The 16,018-nt window shown below is 70.5% G+C and carries 14 protein-coding genes; 5 read left to right on the forward strand and 9 right to left on the reverse strand.

Features of this window, described 5'->3' with window-relative positions; genetic code table 11:
- Positions 1 to 3 precede the first annotated feature (3 nt).
- Positions 4 to 2,526 carry a valine--tRNA ligase gene (gene valS / locus QSK34_RS11595; protein WP_285583066.1) on the reverse strand — a complete coding sequence of 841 codons (2,523 nt, stop codon included), beginning with the start codon at positions 2,524 to 2,526 and terminating at the stop codon, positions 4 to 6.
- 68 nt (positions 2,527 to 2,594) lie between these two features.
- Between valS and QSK34_RS11600 the strand changes: the two genes are divergently transcribed.
- The gene (locus QSK34_RS11600) at positions 2,595 to 2,894 is read left to right on the forward strand and encodes a DUF4235 domain-containing protein (RefSeq protein ID WP_161479044.1); all 300 of its coding nucleotides are present in this window, start codon (positions 2,595 to 2,597) and stop codon (positions 2,892 to 2,894) included.
- 38 nt (positions 2,895 to 2,932) lie between these two features.
- On the opposite strand, the gene QSK34_RS11605 is transcribed toward QSK34_RS11600, so the two are convergent.
- From QSK34_RS11605 to QSK34_RS11625, 5 genes are all read right to left on the reverse strand, one after another.
- Positions 2,933 to 4,306 (reverse strand): alpha,alpha-trehalose-phosphate synthase (UDP-forming), encoded by a 1,374-nt coding sequence (locus QSK34_RS11605; RefSeq protein WP_161479043.1) that lies wholly within the window; start codon positions 4,304 to 4,306, stop codon positions 2,933 to 2,935.
- A 162-nt stretch (positions 4,307 to 4,468) separates the two neighbouring features.
- A complete protein-coding gene (locus tag QSK34_RS11610; protein ID WP_285583071.1) occupies positions 4,469 to 5,266 on the reverse strand; it encodes a hypothetical protein in 798 nt (265 codons plus the stop codon).
- 19 nt (positions 5,267 to 5,285) lie between these two features.
- Complete coding sequence (locus QSK34_RS11615) at positions 5,286 to 5,585, reverse strand: DUF4193 domain-containing protein (protein ID WP_161479042.1); 300 nt, start codon at positions 5,583 to 5,585, stop codon at positions 5,286 to 5,288.
- 233 nt (positions 5,586 to 5,818) lie between these two features.
- Positions 5,819 to 7,111: a sensor histidine kinase gene (locus QSK34_RS11620; RefSeq protein ID WP_285583074.1), complete on the reverse strand. Its 1,293-nt coding sequence runs from the start codon at positions 7,109 to 7,111 to the stop codon at positions 5,819 to 5,821.
- Between the two features lie 59 nt (positions 7,112 to 7,170).
- A complete protein-coding gene (locus QSK34_RS11625) occupies positions 7,171 to 7,824 on the reverse strand; it encodes a response regulator transcription factor (RefSeq protein WP_030454400.1) in 654 nt (217 codons plus the stop codon).
- 192 nt (positions 7,825 to 8,016) lie between these two features.
- Here QSK34_RS11625 and QSK34_RS11630 point away from each other — a divergent pair, with 192 nt between their 5' ends.
- Entirely contained in the window at positions 8,017 to 8,181 is a 165-nt protein-coding gene (locus tag QSK34_RS11630; RefSeq protein ID WP_169806295.1) for a hypothetical protein, read from the forward strand.
- 70 nt (positions 8,182 to 8,251) lie between these two features.
- On the opposite strand, the gene QSK34_RS11635 is transcribed toward QSK34_RS11630, so the two are convergent.
- Both QSK34_RS11635 and QSK34_RS11640 read right to left on the reverse strand, forming a co-directional pair.
- Positions 8,252 to 9,061 carry an inositol monophosphatase family protein gene (locus QSK34_RS11635; protein WP_285583079.1) on the reverse strand — a complete coding sequence of 270 codons (810 nt, stop codon included), beginning with the start codon at positions 9,059 to 9,061 and terminating at the stop codon, positions 8,252 to 8,254.
- A 33-nt stretch (positions 9,062 to 9,094) separates the two neighbouring features.
- The gene (locus QSK34_RS11640; protein WP_285583082.1) at positions 9,095 to 11,020 is read right to left on the reverse strand and encodes a S9 family peptidase; all 1,926 of its coding nucleotides are present in this window, start codon (positions 11,018 to 11,020) and stop codon (positions 9,095 to 9,097) included.
- Positions 11,021 to 11,050: 30 nt separating this feature from the next.
- Here QSK34_RS11640 and QSK34_RS11645 point away from each other — a divergent pair, with 30 nt between their 5' ends.
- A complete protein-coding gene (locus QSK34_RS11645) occupies positions 11,051 to 12,013 on the forward strand; it encodes a ferrochelatase (RefSeq protein WP_285583084.1) in 963 nt (320 codons plus the stop codon).
- Here the strand turns inward: QSK34_RS11645 and QSK34_RS11650 are convergent.
- On the reverse strand, positions 12,004 to 13,158 hold the full coding sequence (locus QSK34_RS11650; protein ID WP_285583086.1) for a lytic transglycosylase domain-containing protein: 1,155 nt from the start codon (positions 13,156 to 13,158) through the stop codon (positions 12,004 to 12,006). The genes QSK34_RS11645 and QSK34_RS11650 overlap by 10 nt on opposite strands.
- A gap of 175 nt (positions 13,159 to 13,333) precedes the next feature.
- On the opposite strand from QSK34_RS11650, the gene QSK34_RS11655 reads away from it, so the two are divergent.
- Together QSK34_RS11655 and QSK34_RS11660 are read left to right on the forward strand one after the other, a co-directional pair.
- Positions 13,334 to 14,536 carry an MFS transporter gene (locus QSK34_RS11655; protein ID WP_285583088.1) on the forward strand — a complete coding sequence of 401 codons (1,203 nt, stop codon included), beginning with the start codon at positions 13,334 to 13,336 and terminating at the stop codon, positions 14,534 to 14,536.
- Positions 14,533 to 15,810: a D-arabinono-1,4-lactone oxidase gene (locus QSK34_RS11660; RefSeq protein ID WP_285583090.1), complete on the forward strand. Its 1,278-nt coding sequence runs from the start codon at positions 14,533 to 14,535 to the stop codon at positions 15,808 to 15,810. Before QSK34_RS11655 ends, QSK34_RS11660 begins: the two co-directional genes overlap by 4 nt.
- The last annotated feature ends 208 nt before the right edge of the window (positions 15,811 to 16,018 follow it).

Here is a 16,018-nt window from a genome sequence, read left to right on the forward strand (position 1 = left end):
GGATTAGCCTTCTTCGAGGACGGTGTTGACCACGAGCGGGCCCTCGGCCCTCTCCAGCACGAACTCCTCGACGTTGCCCGCCGCGCACAGGTCGTCCTGGGCGAGCCTGACCAACTCGGCCTTCTCCCCGCGCACGTCGAGCCGGGTCACCTCGGCCCGCATCGACACCTTGGCCGCCGACTTGGCCTTGCGCACCCGCGCCAGCACGTCGGCCACCGCCTCGAGCACCTCGGGGTCGCCGCCGCGACCGGCGACGGCAGGCCAGGCGGCGGTGTGGACCGAGCCGTCCCGCCACCACGACCAGACCTCTTCGGTCACGAACGGCAGGAACGGCGCGAACAGCCGCAGCAGCGTGTCGAGCGCGGCCCGCAGCGCGGCCACCGCCGAGGCGTCGCCGTCGTAGGCGCGCGCCTTGACCAGTTCGAGGTGGTCGTCGCAGAACGCCCAGAAGAACCGCTCGGTCCGTTCGAGGGCCTTGGTGTAGTCGTAGGCCTCGAAGGCGCGGGTGGCGTCGCGGACCACCTCGTCGAGGGCGGCCAGCATCGACAGGTCGAGCGGCGCGGTGATCTCGCCGGGGTTGTCGTCGAAGGAGAGCACGAACTTCGACGCGTTGAGGATCTTGATGGCCAGACGGCGGCCGATCTTGATCATCCCGGTGTCGAAGGTGGTGTCGGTGCCCGGACGGCCGTTCGCGGCCCAGTAGCGGACCGCGTCGGACCCGTACTGCTCGAGAAGACCCATGGGCGTGACCACGTTGCCCTTGGACTTCGACATCTTCTTGCGGTCGGGGTCGAGGATCCAGCCCGAGATGGCGGCGTGCTTCCACGGCAGCACGCCCTCCTCCTGGTGGGCCCGGACCATCGTCGAGAACAACCAGGTGCGGATGATCTCGTGGGCCTGGGGCCGCAGGTCCATCGGGAAGACCCGCCGGAACAGGTCGGCGTCGCGCTCCCAGCCGCCCGCGATCTGCGGCGTCAGCGAGGAGGTCGCCCAGGTGTCCATGACGTCGGGGTCGCCGGCGAAGCCGAAGGGCTTGCCGCGCAGGTCTTCGGTGAAACCGGGCGGCACGTCGCTGGAGGGGTCGATCGGCAACATGCTCTCGGGCGGCACGATCGGCGCCTCGTAGACGACCTCGCCCTCGCTGTCGAGCTGGTACCACACCGGGATGGGCACGCCGAAGAACCGCTGCCGGGAGATCAGCCAGTCGCCGGCCAGCCCCTCGACCCAGTTGTCGTAACGGACCCGCATGTGGGCGGGGTGCCAGATGAGCTCGCGGCCCCGGTCGAGCATCTCCCAGCGCAGCTTGGCGTCGCGCCCGCCGTTGCGGATGTACCACTGCCGGGTGGTCACGATCTCAAGGGGCCTGTCGCCCTTCTCGTAGAACTTGACCGGCCGCTTCACCGGCCGCGGCTGCCCTTCGAGCTCGCCGCTCGCGGCGAGCATCTCGACGATGCGCTCGCGGGCGCTGTGCACGGTCTTCCCGGCCAGTTCCCGGTACGGCTCCGCGTTCACGCCCTCCGGGGCGTCGGGCAGCATCCGGCCGTCCCAGCCGACGACGGCGCGGGTGGGCAGTTCGAGCTCGCGCCACCAGGTGACGTCGGTGACGTCGCCGAAGGTGCAGATCATCGCGATGCCCGAGCCCTTGTCGGGTTCGGCCAGGTGATGGGCCAGGACCGGCACCTCGGCCCCGAAGAGAGGGGTGCGCACGGTCGACCCGAACAACGGCCGGTAACGCTCGTCGTCGGGGTGGGCGACCAGCGCCACGCAGGCGGGGATCAGCTCGGGCCGGGTCGTCTCGATCCAGACCCGGCCGGCGAACCCCTGCGCCTGCTGCTCGGGCGACAGGTGGAAGGCGATGCGGTGGAAGGCGCCCGGCCACTCGCGGTCTTCGAGCTCGGCCTGGGCGACGGCGGTCCGGAAGGTGACGTCCCAGAGCGTGGGGGCCTCGGCGAGGTAGGCCTGCCCGCGCTCCAGGTTCCGCAGGAACGCCCGCTGGGACGCCGCCCGCGCGTTCGCGTCGATCGTCTGGTAGGTCATCGACCAGTCGACCGACAGGCCGAGGCGCCGCCACAGCTCCTCGAACGCCTTCTCGTCGTCGGCCGTCAGCCGCTCGCACAGCTCGATGAAGTTGCGCCGGGAGATCGGCACCTGCTGCTTGCCCGGCTTCTCCGGCGGCTGGAAGTCCGGGTCGTAGGGCACCGAGGGGTCACATCGCACGCCGAAGACGATCTGGACCCGGCGCTCGGTCGGCAGGCCGTTGTCGTCCCACCCCATGGGGTAGAAGACGGCCTTGCCGCGCATCCGCTGGAACCGCGCGATCGTGTCGGTGTGGGTATAGGAGAAGACGTGGCCGACGTGGAGTGATCCGGAGACGGTGGGAGGCGGCGTGTCGATCGAGAAGATCTGCTCACGCGGACGCGACCGGTCGAACCGATAGAGGTCGTCGGCGGCCCAGCGGTCTACCCACGCCTGCTCCAAGCCGTCGAGGGAGGGCCTGTCGGGGGGCAGTGGTCGCTGAGTCGTCATGCCACCAGATGTTATGGCGTACGGGCCTGGCGGACGCACCAGAATAAGGTCGATACCGAGGAGGGATCATGGCGGGTAAGGAAGAGAAACCGGACATGCAGTGGCGCATCGTCGGCGGCCTGGTGGGGCTGGCCGTCGGTTTCGTCGCCAAGAAGGCCCTGTCCTTCGCCTGGGAGAAGGCCACCGGCAGGAAGCCCCCGGCCAGCGTCGACTCCCCCGACGTGAGCCTCGGCGAGGCCATCGCCTACGCGGTCGTGATGGGCCTGGGCATGGAGGTCACCCGCATCGTCGCCACCAGGGCCGCGGCGAAGCGCTGGAAGAACTGGAAGGACATGGCCCGCGACGTCGCGGAGGAGATCAAGGACTGAGGCTCACCCTGGTCGGTCGCCGGCCGGCCAGGGTTCGCTCACGCCTCCAGGTCCTTGAGGAAGTCGCTGGCCCAGCGGTCGACGTCGTGGGTGGCGACGCGGCGGCGGAGGGAGCGCATCCGCCGGCCCAGCTCGTGGGGCGGTTCGTGCATGGCGGTCATCATGGCCCGCTTCATGCCGTCGATGTCGTAGGGGTTGACCATGTAGGCGTGCTTGAGCTCGTCGGCGGCCCCGGCGAACTCGCTGAGCACTAGGGCGCCGCGCAGGTCGTGGCGGCAGGCGACGTACTCCTTGGCGACCAGGTTCATGCCGTCGCGCAGCGGCGTCACGACCATCACGTCGGCCGCGCAGTACAGAGCCGCCAGTTCCTCCCTGTTGTACGACTGGTGCATGTAGTTGATCGGCGACCAGCCGAACAGGCCGTACTCCCCGTTGAGGCGGCCGACCTGGAGCTCGATGTCGTTGCGCAGCCGGATGTACTCCTCGACCCGTTCCCGGGTGGGCGTGGCGATCTGCACGAACACCGCCTCGCCCGGCTCGATCCGGCCCTCGGCCAGCAGCTCGCCGTAGGCCTTGAGGCGCTGGCCGATGCCCTTGGTGTAGTCGAGCCGGTCGACGCCCAGCAGCACGTGGTCGGGGTTGCCGAGCTCGGCCCGGATCTCCTTGGCCCGCGTCATGATGTGGGGTTCGCGGACGAGCTGGTCGAGAGACCCGAAGTCCACCGATATCGGGTAGGCCTCGGCGCGCACGATCCGGTCGTCGACCTGGATCTCGTTGCGGCTGGCCGGCAGGTTGAGCACCCGCCGGGCGAGCCGGACGAAGTTGGAGGCGCCGCCGGGGCGCTGGAAGCCGACGAGGTCGGCGCCGAGCAGGCCTTCGAGGATCTCCTTGCGCCAGGGAAGCTGCCAGAACAGTTCGGCGGGCGGGAAGGGGATGTGCAGGAAGAAACCGATCTTCAGGTCGGGTCGCAGCTTGCGCAACATCGCCGGCACGAGCTGGAGCTGGTAGTCCTGGATCCACACGACCGCCCCGGGGGCCGCCGCGTCGGCCGCCGCCCGCGCGAACCGGTCGTTCACCGCCCGGTAGGCGTCCCAGAGCACCCGCGAGTAGACGGGGGTGGCGACGACGTCGTGATAGAGGGGCCACAGCGTGGCGTTGGAGAATCCCTCGTAGTAGAACTCGACCTCGAGCTGCGACAACGGCACGGGAATGAGGTGCATCCCGTCGTGGTCGAACGGCTTGAGTTCCTCTCCGGCCGCGCCGTGCCAGCCCAGCCACGCCCCGTCTCTCCGCTGCATCACCGGAGCGATCGCGGTCACGAGGCCGCCGGGACTGCGACGCCATTGTTTTTCGCCCACACGGTCGACCGGCAACCGGTTCGCGACGATCAGGAACGAGCTGGTGCCACGCATGAGCCCTCCAGTTATCGCCTTACGAACAACCATACGTAAGGTCCCCGGAACCGCCCATACCCCCAACGACGTGCACAATTCATTACGTCAAGTGTGAGAATGATCTCCCGCAGGTCGTGACCTGTTACCGAATGGTTTAGACCAGGGGGTAACGGTTTGATATCAGCTCTGCGGAGCAGGGGGAAGACCACGCTGACGGCGCAGATCGGTGCGCACCGCCTGGGCCAGCCGCTTGGTGGCGAGCCGGTTGAGCGCCCCTCCGGCGACGGCGCCGGTGAGGAAGGGGCCGAGGGTGGTGAGGTGGCGGCCGAGGGTCCGCATGAGCCGGTTGCGCAGGGAGGTCTTGGCCGCCGCCCCGAGGGCGAGCGTGACCGAGGCGGGCTTCAGGGGGTCGACCCCGCGCTGCTTGGACCAGGCGATGGCGAACTGCGCCGCCTGCGCGGGCCGGGTGCCGGGCACCTGCACGCCGTAGACCTCGTGGAGCTCGGCCAGCAGCTTGACCTCGATGGCGGCCACGACGACGGTCTCGGCGACGAGTTGCGCCGGAGCGGAGAGGAGGAGAGGGGGCGCGGCGAACTCCGCCGCGGCAAGGGCGCCGCCCACGGCGCCGACGGCCATCGTGGCCTTCGTCGCGGTGCGGACGAGGTCGTCGGCCAGCTGCTCGCCGGTGAGACCGTAGTGGTGTTCCTGCAGGGTCGCCAGGTCGCGGATCGGCAACCGCATGGCGACGTTCATGAACAGGTCGGCCAGCCAGCGGCCGCGGCCGACCCCGCTGGCGCCCGCCTTGCGGGCGGACGTGGCCAGTGCGCCGCTGAGGCGGCCGAGCAGCCTGCGCCGCTCGGCGCCGTCAGTTTCCCCCGGTGCATCCTGGCTGACAAGCTTGCCGATGATCTCGGCGACTTCGTCGTCGCCTTCGCGATCTCTACTCTGATCTCTGGTCTGATCCGCTTCTGAAGACATCAACGGACCCTTCCCGGAATCAGGCCGCGCACTCGCGGCAGACCTGCTGTCCGTTCCTCTCGGAGGCGAGCTGGCTGCGGTGGTGCACCAGGAAGCACCGTGAACAGGTGAACTCGTCGGCCTGCCGAGGGATCACTCGGAGCGAGAGCTCCTCGTTCGACAGGTCAGCCCCCGGCAGCTCGAGCGACTCGGCCAGATCGGTCTCGTCGATGTCGATGCTGCCCGACGACTTGTCGCTGCGCCGCGCCTGGAGTTCCTGAAGGCTGTCTTCGCTCAGGTCGTCGTCAGTCTTGCGCGGGCTGTCGTAGTCGGTAGCCATTTGCGTACTCCATCCCCCTCATCTATATCTCTGACGCTTCGGGAGGGTGGCGCCCATACCGGGCATTCGGTACCCCGGATGAATGGACGCTGAACCTCCCGACTCGCGAGGGTGTTCCCCACCTCGGCTCCGGTTAGCCAAATATGGCGAAACCACAGCATTGGCGGGATGACCCACCGCGTTCGACGGCACATCCAACCACATTGCGCGAGTGGATGTGCAGCAGGGCACGATCACCGCGCCGAGGGAGTCGTCGCGGGAGCCGAGCCCGGCAGTCGCACCGTCACCACGAGGCCGCCGCCGTCACGCGGGACCGCCGTGACCGTCCCCCCGTGGGCGCGCACGATGGCGCGCACGATGGACAGTCCCAGTCCCGCCCCCTTGGCCGACTCGATCCGGTCGGCGTGCAGCCGCCGGAAGGGCTCGAAGAGCGCGTCGACCTCGTAGGCAGGGACCAGAATGCCGGTGTTGGCGACCTGAACAACGGAGGCCCCGTCGACGATTCCCGATCGCACCCAGACTTTTCCGCCGGACCCGTTGTTGTACTTGACCGCGTTCTCGACCAGGTTGCTGACGCACCGTTCGAGCAGCACCGGGTCACCGGTGGCCTGGGCGGGGTGGAGGTCGTACTCGACGTCGACGCCCTCCTCGGCGGCGAAGGGCGCGAGCTGGTCGACGGCGGTCTTCACGACGTCCTGGACGTCGACGGCCTTGCGCACCGACAGATCGCGTTCGCTGCGGGCGAGCAGCAGCAGGCCCTCGATGAGACGTTCGTGCCGGGCATTGGTGCCGAGCAGGGTCCGGCCGAGCACCTTCAGGTCCTCGGAGGCCTCCGGGTCGGAGAGGGCCACCTCCAGGACGGTCCGGTTGATCGCCAGGGGCGTGCGCAGCTCGTGGGAGGCGTTGCCGACGAACCGTCTTTGGGCGTCGAAGGCGCTGTTGAGCCGGGTGAGCATGGCGTCGAAGGTGTCGGCCAGCTCCTTCAGCTCGTCGTCGGGGCCCTGGAGGTCGATGCGCTCGTGGGCCAGCGAGGTCTCCGAGAGCTTGCGGGCGGTCGCGGTCATCTGCATGACCGGCTTCAGCGCCCGGTCGGCCACGACGTAGCCGAGGATGAGGGCCAGGATGCCCACCCCGAGCAGGGCCATCAGCGACCGCTGGAGCACGTAGGTCTGGGCCGCCTCGATGGTCGCGCTGCGCTGGCCGAGCCAGTAGTCGTCCCAGATCTGGGAGATCTCCGCCGGCACGTCGCCGCCCAGCGGCACCGGCGTCCAGGCGTCCTTGATGGCCCAGCCGACCAGCGAGTACATGACGAACACCAGGAGCGCCCCGGCGGCGAAGAACATGGCGCCGTAGGTGATGGTCAGCCGCCAGCGGATGCTGAGGCGGCCGGCCAGCTCCTTGACCTGCTCGGCGAGCGGCGGCCTGACCGGCCGGGCCTCGCCGGGCGGCGGCCCGTCCCAGGCGGGCGGGCCGCTCGGCGGCGGCGGCTGGCTCCGGTAGGGCCCGGTGCCCACCGGCGACGTCATCCGGTTTCCTGGCTTGGGACGCTCCGCGGTCACCTCTTCTTTGCGTTCGGTCCAGTCGGTCACAGCTTGTACCCCACTCCAGGCACCGTCTCGATCACCTGGGGCTCGCCCAGCTTCTTCCGCAGCGTCATCATCGTCACCCGGACCACGTTGGTGAACGGGTCGATGTTCTCGTCCCACGCCTTGTCGAGCAGGTCCTCCTGGCTGACCACGGCCCCCTCGGCGCGCAGCAGCTCCTCCAGGACGGCGAACTCCTTCTTGGTCAACGTGATCTCACTGCCGTCACGGGTGACCAGGCGCTTGCCGGGGTCGAGCCGGATGCCCGAGCGCTCCAGCACCGGCGGCAGGGCGGAGGCCGACCGGCGTCCGAGTGCTCGCACCCGCGCCACCAGCTCCATGAACACGAACGGCTTGGCGAGGTAGTCGTCGGCCCCCAGCTCCAGCCCCTCGACCTTGTCGTCGACGTCGCCACTGGCGGTCAGCATGATGATCCGCGAGGCGCTGCGCTGCGCCACCAGGCGCCGGGCCACCTCGTCGCCGTGGACCTTCGGCAGGTCACGGTCGAGCACGATCACGTCATAGTCGATGTAGCCCGTCTTCTCCAGGGCCGCGGCGCCGTCATAGGCCACGTCGACGGCCATCGCCTCCCGGCGCAGACCGGTCGCGATCGCGTCGGCGAGCACGCGCTCGTCCTCCACCACAAGCACCCGCATCGGGCTTCCTCCTTCATCAGGTGGGTTCATTCTCGCGGCAGTGACCGTAAGTGCACGGTAAGCCTCATCCCGAGATGGAGAAATTTCCATGTTTAGGCGTTTAAGCGGGGTGGGTAGAGGTGGTCATACCCCCGAGCCTGCGCGTCCGCTTCCGCGTCGGCTCGATGAAACCCCCTTAGGAAAGAAGGTGAGATGGGCGAGTTCACGACCACGATCGAAACCCGGCTCGACCAGGCCTACAAGGGACTCCAGGAGGCCGAGTCGTCCGGTGACGATTTCCTCGCCGACACCCTCACCGCCGAGATCGAAGATCTTCGGAGGCTGGCCGACGACCACGGCATCCCTCTTCAGCGCTGACTGACCCAGGCTGAACTCCGAGCAGCAGCGGACCCCGCCCGGCCAACCGGCCGGGCGGGGTCCGTCTTTCTCAGAGGTCTCGTTCCGGGTCGAGCGTCAGCAGCAGGTCGTGGAGCTGACTGAAGAGCTCGGGCGCGGCGGCCAGGCCCAGTTCGATGTTGTACGCCGTCCCGCGCAGCCCGCCGACCTTCGCGCCCGCCTCCTGGGCGATCAGCCCGCCGGCGGCGTGGTCCCAGTAGTTGGTGCCGCGCTCGTAATAGGCGTCCACCCGCCCGGCCGCCACCGAGCACAGGTCGACCGCGCACGAACCGCCCCGGCGGATGTCCCGCACCCGCGGCAGCACCTCGGCCAGCACCTGGGCCTGGACGGCCCGCCGCCCGGCGGCGTACCCGAACCCGGTCGCGACCAGCGCCCGGTCGAGCGGCACCCCGGTCGAGCAGGTGATCGGCCGGTCGTTGAGGAAGGCCCCACCGCCGCGCACGGCGGTGAAGACCTCACCCATCGGCGGCACGTTGACCACCCCGGCCACGATCTCCCCGTCGACCTCGACGGCGATCGACACCGCCCAGGCGGGCAGCCCGTAGAGGAAGTTGACCGTCCCGTCGATGGGGTCGACGACCCAGCGGGCGTCGCCCGCTCCGGGGGTGTCGCCGCCCTCCTCCCCGAGGATCGCGTCGTCGGGGCGGTTCTCGGTGATCCGGGCCCGGATCAGGTCCTCGGCGGCGCGGTCGAGGGCGGTCACGACGTCGGTGGGGCTGGACTTGGTCTCCACCACTTCGGGGCGGGCCGAGAGCGCGGCGCGTTCGGCGAGGAGCAGGTCGCCCGCCTCGATCGCGATGCTCCGGGCGAGATCGAGGAACTTGTCCGGGTTGAGCGGCATGCGCCAAGGCTATCGAGGCCCGCCCAACGGCGGTCAGGCCACCGAGCCGGGCCGGTGCCACTCCTCTCCAAGCACGTGGTGGGCCAGGAAGGCGAAGATCGTCTCGTACCAGGCGATCGTGTTGCCGGGCTTGAGGATCCAGTGGTTCTCGTCCGGGAAGTACAGGAACTTGGCCTCGGCACCCGTGCGCTGGAGGTCCCACCACAACCGCAGGGCCTCGCCGATCGGGACGCGGTAGTCCTTGTCCCCGTGGATGACCAGCATCGGGGTGGCGATCTGGTCGAGCCGGTGGTGGGGCGACAGGCGCTCGTAGCGGGGCGAGCCGGGCAGGCCGAACTCGCGCTGCCAGTAGGAGGAGACGTCGGTCGTGCCGGCGAACTGGTCGAGGTTCCACAGGGAGGCGTGGGTGACGATCGCCTTGAAGCGCGTGGTGTGGCCGGCCACCCAGTTGGCCATGTAGCCGCCGAAGGAGCCGCCCATGGCGGCCGTGCGGGTCTCGTCGATCTCGGGGAGCTTGCACGCCGCGTCGGTGATGGCCATCAGGTCGCCGTGGGTGACCGGGCCCCACTCGCCCCAGCCCCGGTCGATCATCTCCTGGCCGTAGCCGGTCGACATGGCGGGGTCGGGCAGCAGGACGGCGTAGCCCCGCGCGGCCATGATCCACGGGTTCCAGCGCCACGACCAGTCGTTCCAGCTGCCGAGCGGGCCGCCGTGGATCCACAGGAGCAGCGGGGCGGGCTCGTCGGAGGCGGGCAGCACCAGCCAGGCGTGGATCTCGGTGCCGTCTTCGGCGGTGGCGGTGATCTCGGTGAGCGTGCCGGGCAGGTCGGGGACCGGGGTCGGCGACGGCAGGACGACGTAGCGGCCGTCGGCGAGCTTGACCGGCACCGGCGGGTGGTCGACGGCGCCGCGCAGGGCGTAGACCGTGCCGTCGGGGGCCACGTTGATCTCGGTGTACGCGCCGTGGTCGGGGGTGACCCTGCGGCGCTCGCCGTCGAGGGACACCGCGAAGATCGGGCGGCGGCCGCGGTCGTCGCAGGCGGCGTACAGGAACGAGGAGTCGGGGGCCCAGGCGATCGAGTAGCCGGAGTCGCCCAGGGCGCGCTGGTCGCCGGTCTCCAGGTCGATCAGCCAGAGCTCACCCCTGGCCGACACCGTCTCGGAGGTGAGGCGCTCGCGGTGGCAGGCGATGTAGCGGCCGTCGGGCGAGATCACGACGGGGCCCTCGAAGTTGTGGTCGTCGTCGCTCGCCAGGACCCGGCGCTCGCCGCCGGTCAGCCCGACCACGCGGACGCGGTGGTCGCCGCCCGGCAGGTCGTCGCGCCACAACGCCACGACGGTCGTGCCGTCGGGGGTGACGTCGAAGGAGGTGCGCTGCAGGGCGGCGCCCGCGTCGGGGGTCAGGTCGCCGTGCTCCAGCGAGAACAGCCGGGGGTTGCCGGGGCCGAGGTCGTGGTCCCAGAAGCGGACCGGGTAGCCCTCGTGGAGGATCGCGGTGATGCCGGCCTCCTCGCGTTCCTTGCGGCGGTCGCGCTCGGACTCGGGGTCGCCGGGGTAGACGTCGGCGACGTACACGATCGAGGAGCCGCCGGCCCGCACGCCGGAGACGCCTCCCGGGCGGGTGGCCAGGCGGCGGGCCTCGCCGGTCTTCGGCAGGAGCCACAGGGCGGGCCGGTCGTCCGCGTCCTTCTCGGCGGGGTCGGGGCGGGCGGACACGAAGAGCAGGTCGCCGTCGGGGGTGAAGACGGCGCCGCTCTCTCCCTTCGCCGACCGGGTCAGCCGGGTGGGCTCGCCGGAGGGGTCGAGGGGGATGTCGTAGATCGCCGTGCCGTAGCTCTTGCGGTCGGGGTTCAGGGACTGCGTGACGGCCACCAGCCGGGAGCCGTCGGGGGCGAGTCGCAGCGACGCCGTCCGCGGGACGGCGACGTAGTCACGCACATCCTGGAAGATCGAGCTCATCCGTCGAACCTACCCCCCTAAGCTGGGCACATGGGGAACTACGACGCGATCGTCGTGCTGTCGTTCGGCGGGCCCGAGCGTCCGGAAGACGTGCTCCCGTTCCTGGAGAACGTGGTGCGCGGACGGGGTGTGCCGCGCGAGCGGCTGCTGGAGGTGGAGGCCCACTACCAGTCGATGGGCGGGGCCAGCCCGATCAACGCGCAGAACCGGGCGCTGGTCGAGGAGCTGCAGAAGATCGTCGACCTGCCGGTCTACTGGGGCAACCGCAACTGGCACCCCTTCCTGGAGGAGACCGTCGCCCAGATGAAGGCCGACGGGATCAGGAAGGCGGCGGCGTTCGCGACGGCGGCCACGGCGTCCTATTCGAGCTGCCGCCAGTACCGCGAGGACATCGCGCGGGCCGCCGCGGCGGTGCCCGATGGGCCCGAGCTGGTCAAGATGCGCCACTTCTACGACCATCCGGGGTTCGTGGCCGCGATGGCCGACCGCACCCGCGCGGCCCTGGCCGAGGTCGGCGGCGACGCGCGGCTGGTGTTCACGGCCCACTCGATCCCGGTGTCGATGGCCGTCTCGGCCGGGCCGCAGGGCAACGCCTACGAGCGTCAGCTCCGGGAGGCCTCCGCGCTGGTCGCCGCCGAGGTCGGGGCCGGCGACTTCGACCTGGTCTGGCAGAGCCGCAGCGGGCCGCCGCACATCCCGTGGCTGGAGCCCGACGTGTGCGACCACCTGGAGACCCTCCACGCCAAGGGGGTCGAGTCGGTCGTGCTGGTGCCGATCGGGTTCGTCTCCGACCACATGGAGGTGCTCTACGACCTCGACGTGGAGGCCCGCGACCGGGCCGGCGAGCTGGGCCTGCGGCTGGCCCGCGCGGGCACGGCCGGCACCCATCCGAGGTTCGTCGAGATGATCCGCGACCTGGTGGACGAGCCCGAGCCGACGGCCTGCCCGGTCACCTGCTGCCCGGCTCCCTCGCGCCCCCGGCCTCAGGGATAGGCGCGGGCGTAGGCGCCGGCCAGTCCGAGCACCTTGTTCACGTAGTCCCACGAGTGGTTGTAGGCCCACACGGCCTTCCTGAGGCTCTCGCCGCCACCGGCTGCCCCGGTGGCGCAGAGGTAGTTGGCCGCGCCGGGCACGGCGTCGTAGGCGTTCCAGATGTCGGCCACCCCGTCGCCGTCGCCGTCGACGCCGTAGGCCCGCCAGGTGGCCGGCATGAACTGCATCGGCCCGAGGGCCCCGGCCGACGAGGGGCCGTTGTTGCGCCCGTGGCTGCTCTCGACCTGGCCGATCGCGGCCAGGACCGTCCACGACAACCCCGGGCAGACGGCGGCCGCCTTCCGGTAGAGCTCCAGGTAGCTGGCCGGGCGGCCGACGAGGGTGGTCCGGGCGGCGGGCTGCCGCGCCGCCTCCTCCTTGACCTTCCCGATGGGCACGACGCTGGAGCCGTCGCCCATCAGCTTGCGCACCCGCGTCCCGCTGACGTTGTCGCCGTGCACGAGCACGACCACGCCCTCGGAGAAGCCGAGCCGCGCGCCGAGGTCCTTGGAGATCAGGCCGTCGATGTTGGGGAAGCCGAGGTGGGCCGAGGCGGCGATGCGCAGGCGGGGACCGTTGTCGACCTGGTACTCCTTGCCGAGCACCATGCCGAGCCGCTTCATGACGGCCGGGTCGGCGACCACCTCGCCGCGCGCGATGGCGCTCCACACCTCCGGATGCTGGGCGACCGGTTCGGGCGTCCAGGACCGGAACTGGGCCGGTTCGACGGCGAGCAGCTGCAGCGGGTGGCCCGACAGCCGGACCCCGCCGCCGCCCACCAGGGCGACCTTCTCGACGTGTTTCACCTTGGCGATGCGCAGCACCGTCTCCTGGGGCACCGGCCGGGGCGCGATGCCGAGCAGTTGCGGCGGGGTGACCGGCACGCCGGGCCCGCCGATCTGCCGGGGCGGCGCCGACGGCGCGAGGGGGCCGGGCAGAACGGTCGGCGAAGGCGGGGGCGGTGCGGCTTCACCGGCGACGGGACGGCCGGTGTCGTTGAGGAGGAACACACCGCCGGCGGCGACCGTCACCACGATGGTCGCGGCGAGCCCGGTCACGAGGGCGCGGAGCGGCGTGAACCGGGGATGACGGGGAGCCTGGTTCACGTTGGTACCTTATCGACCGGAAACTCACTTGCCATCCATATCGGCTGTGAGCCATGGTCAGGAGAGTTTCAAGGGGAGTAAGCAGTAGTCGTCCGCGTGCCATCCCATTCCCCCATGGCCGCAGCCGTCATTTCGGTTCGCCCGGACGCTTGGGAACGGGTAGAGGACTGCTCTCATGCGTACGTATCGAGGTCTGTTCCGCACGCCAGGTGCGAAGGGCTTCGTCATCTCCGGTTTCGTCGGGCGCATCCCCATGTCCATGCTGGGCATCGGGATCACCCTGCTCGTCTCGGCGGTCACCGGATCCATCGCCACGGCGGGCGCCGTCGCGGCCGCCTTCGCTCTCGCCACCGCCGTCGGCGCGCCCGTCATGGGGCGGCTGAGCGACCGTTTCGGGCAGGCGCGGATCGTCGTGCCAGCGGTGCTGGCCCACGGCGGCGCGCTGGTGGCGCTGATGCTGCTGGCCCAGGCCGAGGCGCCGGTCTGGGCGCTGTTCGCCGCCGCCGCCCTGGCGGGCGCGACGGCGGTCCAGCTGGGGTCGATGGTGCGGGCGCGCTGGTCGCACCTGCTCGACGACCCGGCGAAGCTGCACACCGCCTTCTCGTTCGAGTCGGTCGCCGACGAGGTCATCTTCGTCACCGGACCGGCCTTCACCGCGCTGGTGGCCACGTCGCTGAACGTGTACGCCGGTCTGATCGTCGCCGTCGTCCTGGCGGTGTCGGGCACCCTGGCGTTCTCGCTGCTCAAGTCGAGCCAGCCGCCGGTCGTGCGGCACCGGGAGCACCGGGGCTCGCCGATCGCGATCCCGGGTGTGGCGCTGCTGTCGGTCGTCCTGCTCGGCATGGGCGCCGTGTTCGGCACGGTCGACATCGTCACCGTGGCCTTCGCCGAGGAGCACGGCCACAAGGGCGTGGCCGGGCTGCTGCTGGCCTCGTTCAGCGCCGGGTCGATGGTCTCGGGTCTCTGGTACGGCTCCCGCGCCTGGAAGATCACCCTCCGCAGCCGGTTCGTGCGCGGCCTGGGCGTCTTCGCCGTCGGCCTGACCCCGATCGTGCTGATCGGCGAGCTGGCCCCGATGGCGGTCGCGCTGTTCTTCGCCGGCCTGGCCATCTCGCCCACCCTGATCACCGGCTTCTCCCTGATCGAGCGGCTGGTCCCGGCGCCGCAGCTCAACGAGGGCATGTCGTGGTTGTCGACGTCGATCGGGTTCGGCGTGGCCATCGGCGCCTGGGCGGGCGGCCACCTGGCGGAGACCTTCGGCGCCTCCAACGCCTACGGCTTCGCCTTCGGCTGCGCCCTGCTGGCCGCGCTCGTGGGCCTGCTGGGCTCGGGATGGCTACGCACGCCGGTCGTTTCTGAGTATCGTTCACATTCATGACGTTCACGAACTGGGCGGGCAACCAGTCGATCACTCCGGCTGAGACGCGCACGCCCCGTTCACCCGCCGAGGTCGCCGAGGCGGTGACCGACGCCAAGCGCCAGGGCCGCACGGTCCGCATGATCGGCACGGGCCACTCCTTCACGGGCGTGGCCCTCACCGACGGGATCATGCTCCGGCCCGAGGGCCTGACCGGGATCCTGTCGTTCGGCGACGGCACCGTCACCGTGGCCGCCGGCACCCCGATCCACGTGCTGAACGTCGAGCTCGACCGGCGCGGGCTGGCGCTGGCCAACATGGGCGACATCACGCTCCAGACGGTGGCGGGCGCCGTCCAGACCGGCACCCACGGCAGCGGCCGGTCGGTCGGCGGGCTGGCCGACCAGGTGACCGCGCTCGACCTCGTGCTGGCCGACGGCTCGGCCGTGACGGTCTCCGAGGGCGACCTGTTCGACGCGGCCCGGGTCGGGCTGGGGGCGCTGGGCGTCGTGACGGCGGTGACGTTCCGGGTCGAGCCGGCGTTCCTGCTGCGCAACCAGCGCTCGCCGATGCGGTTCGACGAGATCCTCGACGCCCTCGACACGATCACGCTGGAGAACGAGCACCTCGACTTCTTCTGGTTGCCCCACACCGACCTGTGCCTGGTGAAGCGGAACAACCGCGCGGTCGGCGGGCAGCTCGCGCCGGGCCGGTTCCGCACCTGGCTCGACGACGTCTTCGTGGAGAACACCCTGTTCGGGGTGGCCAACCGGGTGGGGGCGCGGTTCCCGTCGATCATCCCGCCGGTCAACCGGCTCTCCGGGACGGTGCTCGGCACGTCGGAGACCTGCGACACGGCGTACAAGGTGTTCACCAGCGTGCGCGAGGTGCGGTTCCTGGAGACCGAGTGGGCGATCCCGCGCCGCCATCTGGCCGACGCCCTCCGTGAGGTGCGCGCCCTGGTGGAGCGGTCGCCGTGGCGGATCTCGTTCCCGGTGGAGGTGCGGGTCACCCCGCCCTCGACGGCCTGGCTCTCGACCGCCTACGACCGCGACTCGGCGTACATCGCCTGCCACGTCTACCGGCGTACGCCGAACCCCGGCTACTTCGCCGCCGTCGAGGAGATCATGACCGGCCTGGACGGACGGCCCCACTGGGGCAAGATGCACAACACGGATGCCACCTATCTTTCCCAGGTATATCCGCGTTTCAGGGATTTCGTCGCGCTACGTGACCGGGTCGACCCGGACCGCCTCTTCGCCAACGCCTACCTGGACCGTGTCCTGGGCGCCTAGTTCTCCGTGCAGTTGACCCAAGTTCACCTCCATCCGCCACGTCTCACGCGAGAATCCGGGGAGGACCCTGAATCGCTTGCTCAACCAGCCCGTCTATAGCAGGGTGAACGCGACGAGGCGAGACGCGGACGGCCGAGGGCCGGCCGTGGCTCGCGCCATTACTCTGCCTAAGAATGTGACCGGCTTCATGTCGCCTCCGCAGCCCCTG

The organism is Herbidospora sp. NBRC 101105, from assembly GCF_030269205.1.
GTDB classification, from domain to species: domain Bacteria; phylum Actinomycetota; class Actinomycetes; order Streptosporangiales; family Streptosporangiaceae; genus Herbidospora; species Herbidospora solisilvae.

What these genes read in the sequence shown, in the direction of transcription:
- QSK34_RS11600 (WP_161479044.1), top strand. Translation starts at nt 2,595, where the DNA reads ATGGCGGGTAAGGAAGAGAAACCGGACATGCAGTGGCGCATCGTCGGC.
- QSK34_RS11610 (WP_285583071.1), bottom strand. Translation starts at nt 5,266, where the DNA reads ATGTCTTCAGAAGCGGATCAGACCAGAGATCAGAGTAGAGATCGCGAA.
- QSK34_RS11630 (WP_169806295.1), top strand. Translation starts at nt 8,017, where the DNA reads ATGGGCGAGTTCACGACCACGATCGAAACCCGGCTCGACCAGGCCTAC.
- QSK34_RS11620 (WP_285583074.1), bottom strand. Translation starts at nt 7,111, where the DNA reads ATGACGTCGCCGGTGGGCACCGGGCCCTACCGGAGCCAGCCGCCGCCG.
- QSK34_RS11615 (WP_161479042.1), bottom strand. Translation starts at nt 5,585, where the DNA reads ATGGCTACCGACTACGACAGCCCGCGCAAGACTGACGACGACCTGAGC.
- valS (WP_285583066.1), bottom strand. Translation starts at nt 2,526, where the DNA reads ATGACGACTCAGCGACCACTGCCCCCCGACAGGCCCTCCCTCGACGGC.
- QSK34_RS11660 (WP_285583090.1), top strand. Translation starts at nt 14,533, where the DNA reads ATGACGTTCACGAACTGGGCGGGCAACCAGTCGATCACTCCGGCTGAG.
- QSK34_RS11645 (WP_285583084.1), top strand. Translation starts at nt 11,051, where the DNA reads ATGGGGAACTACGACGCGATCGTCGTGCTGTCGTTCGGCGGGCCCGAG.
- QSK34_RS11605 (WP_161479043.1), bottom strand. Translation starts at nt 4,306, where the DNA reads ATGCGTGGCACCAGCTCGTTCCTGATCGTCGCGAACCGGTTGCCGGTC.
- QSK34_RS11625 (WP_030454400.1), bottom strand. Translation starts at nt 7,824, where the DNA reads ATGCGGGTGCTTGTGGTGGAGGACGAGCGCGTGCTCGCCGACGCGATC.
- QSK34_RS11655 (WP_285583088.1), top strand. Translation starts at nt 13,334, where the DNA reads ATGCGTACGTATCGAGGTCTGTTCCGCACGCCAGGTGCGAAGGGCTTC.
- QSK34_RS11635 (WP_285583079.1), bottom strand. Translation starts at nt 9,061, where the DNA reads ATGCCGCTCAACCCGGACAAGTTCCTCGATCTCGCCCGGAGCATCGCG.
- QSK34_RS11640 (WP_285583082.1), bottom strand. Translation starts at nt 11,020, where the DNA reads ATGAGCTCGATCTTCCAGGATGTGCGTGACTACGTCGCCGTCCCGCGG.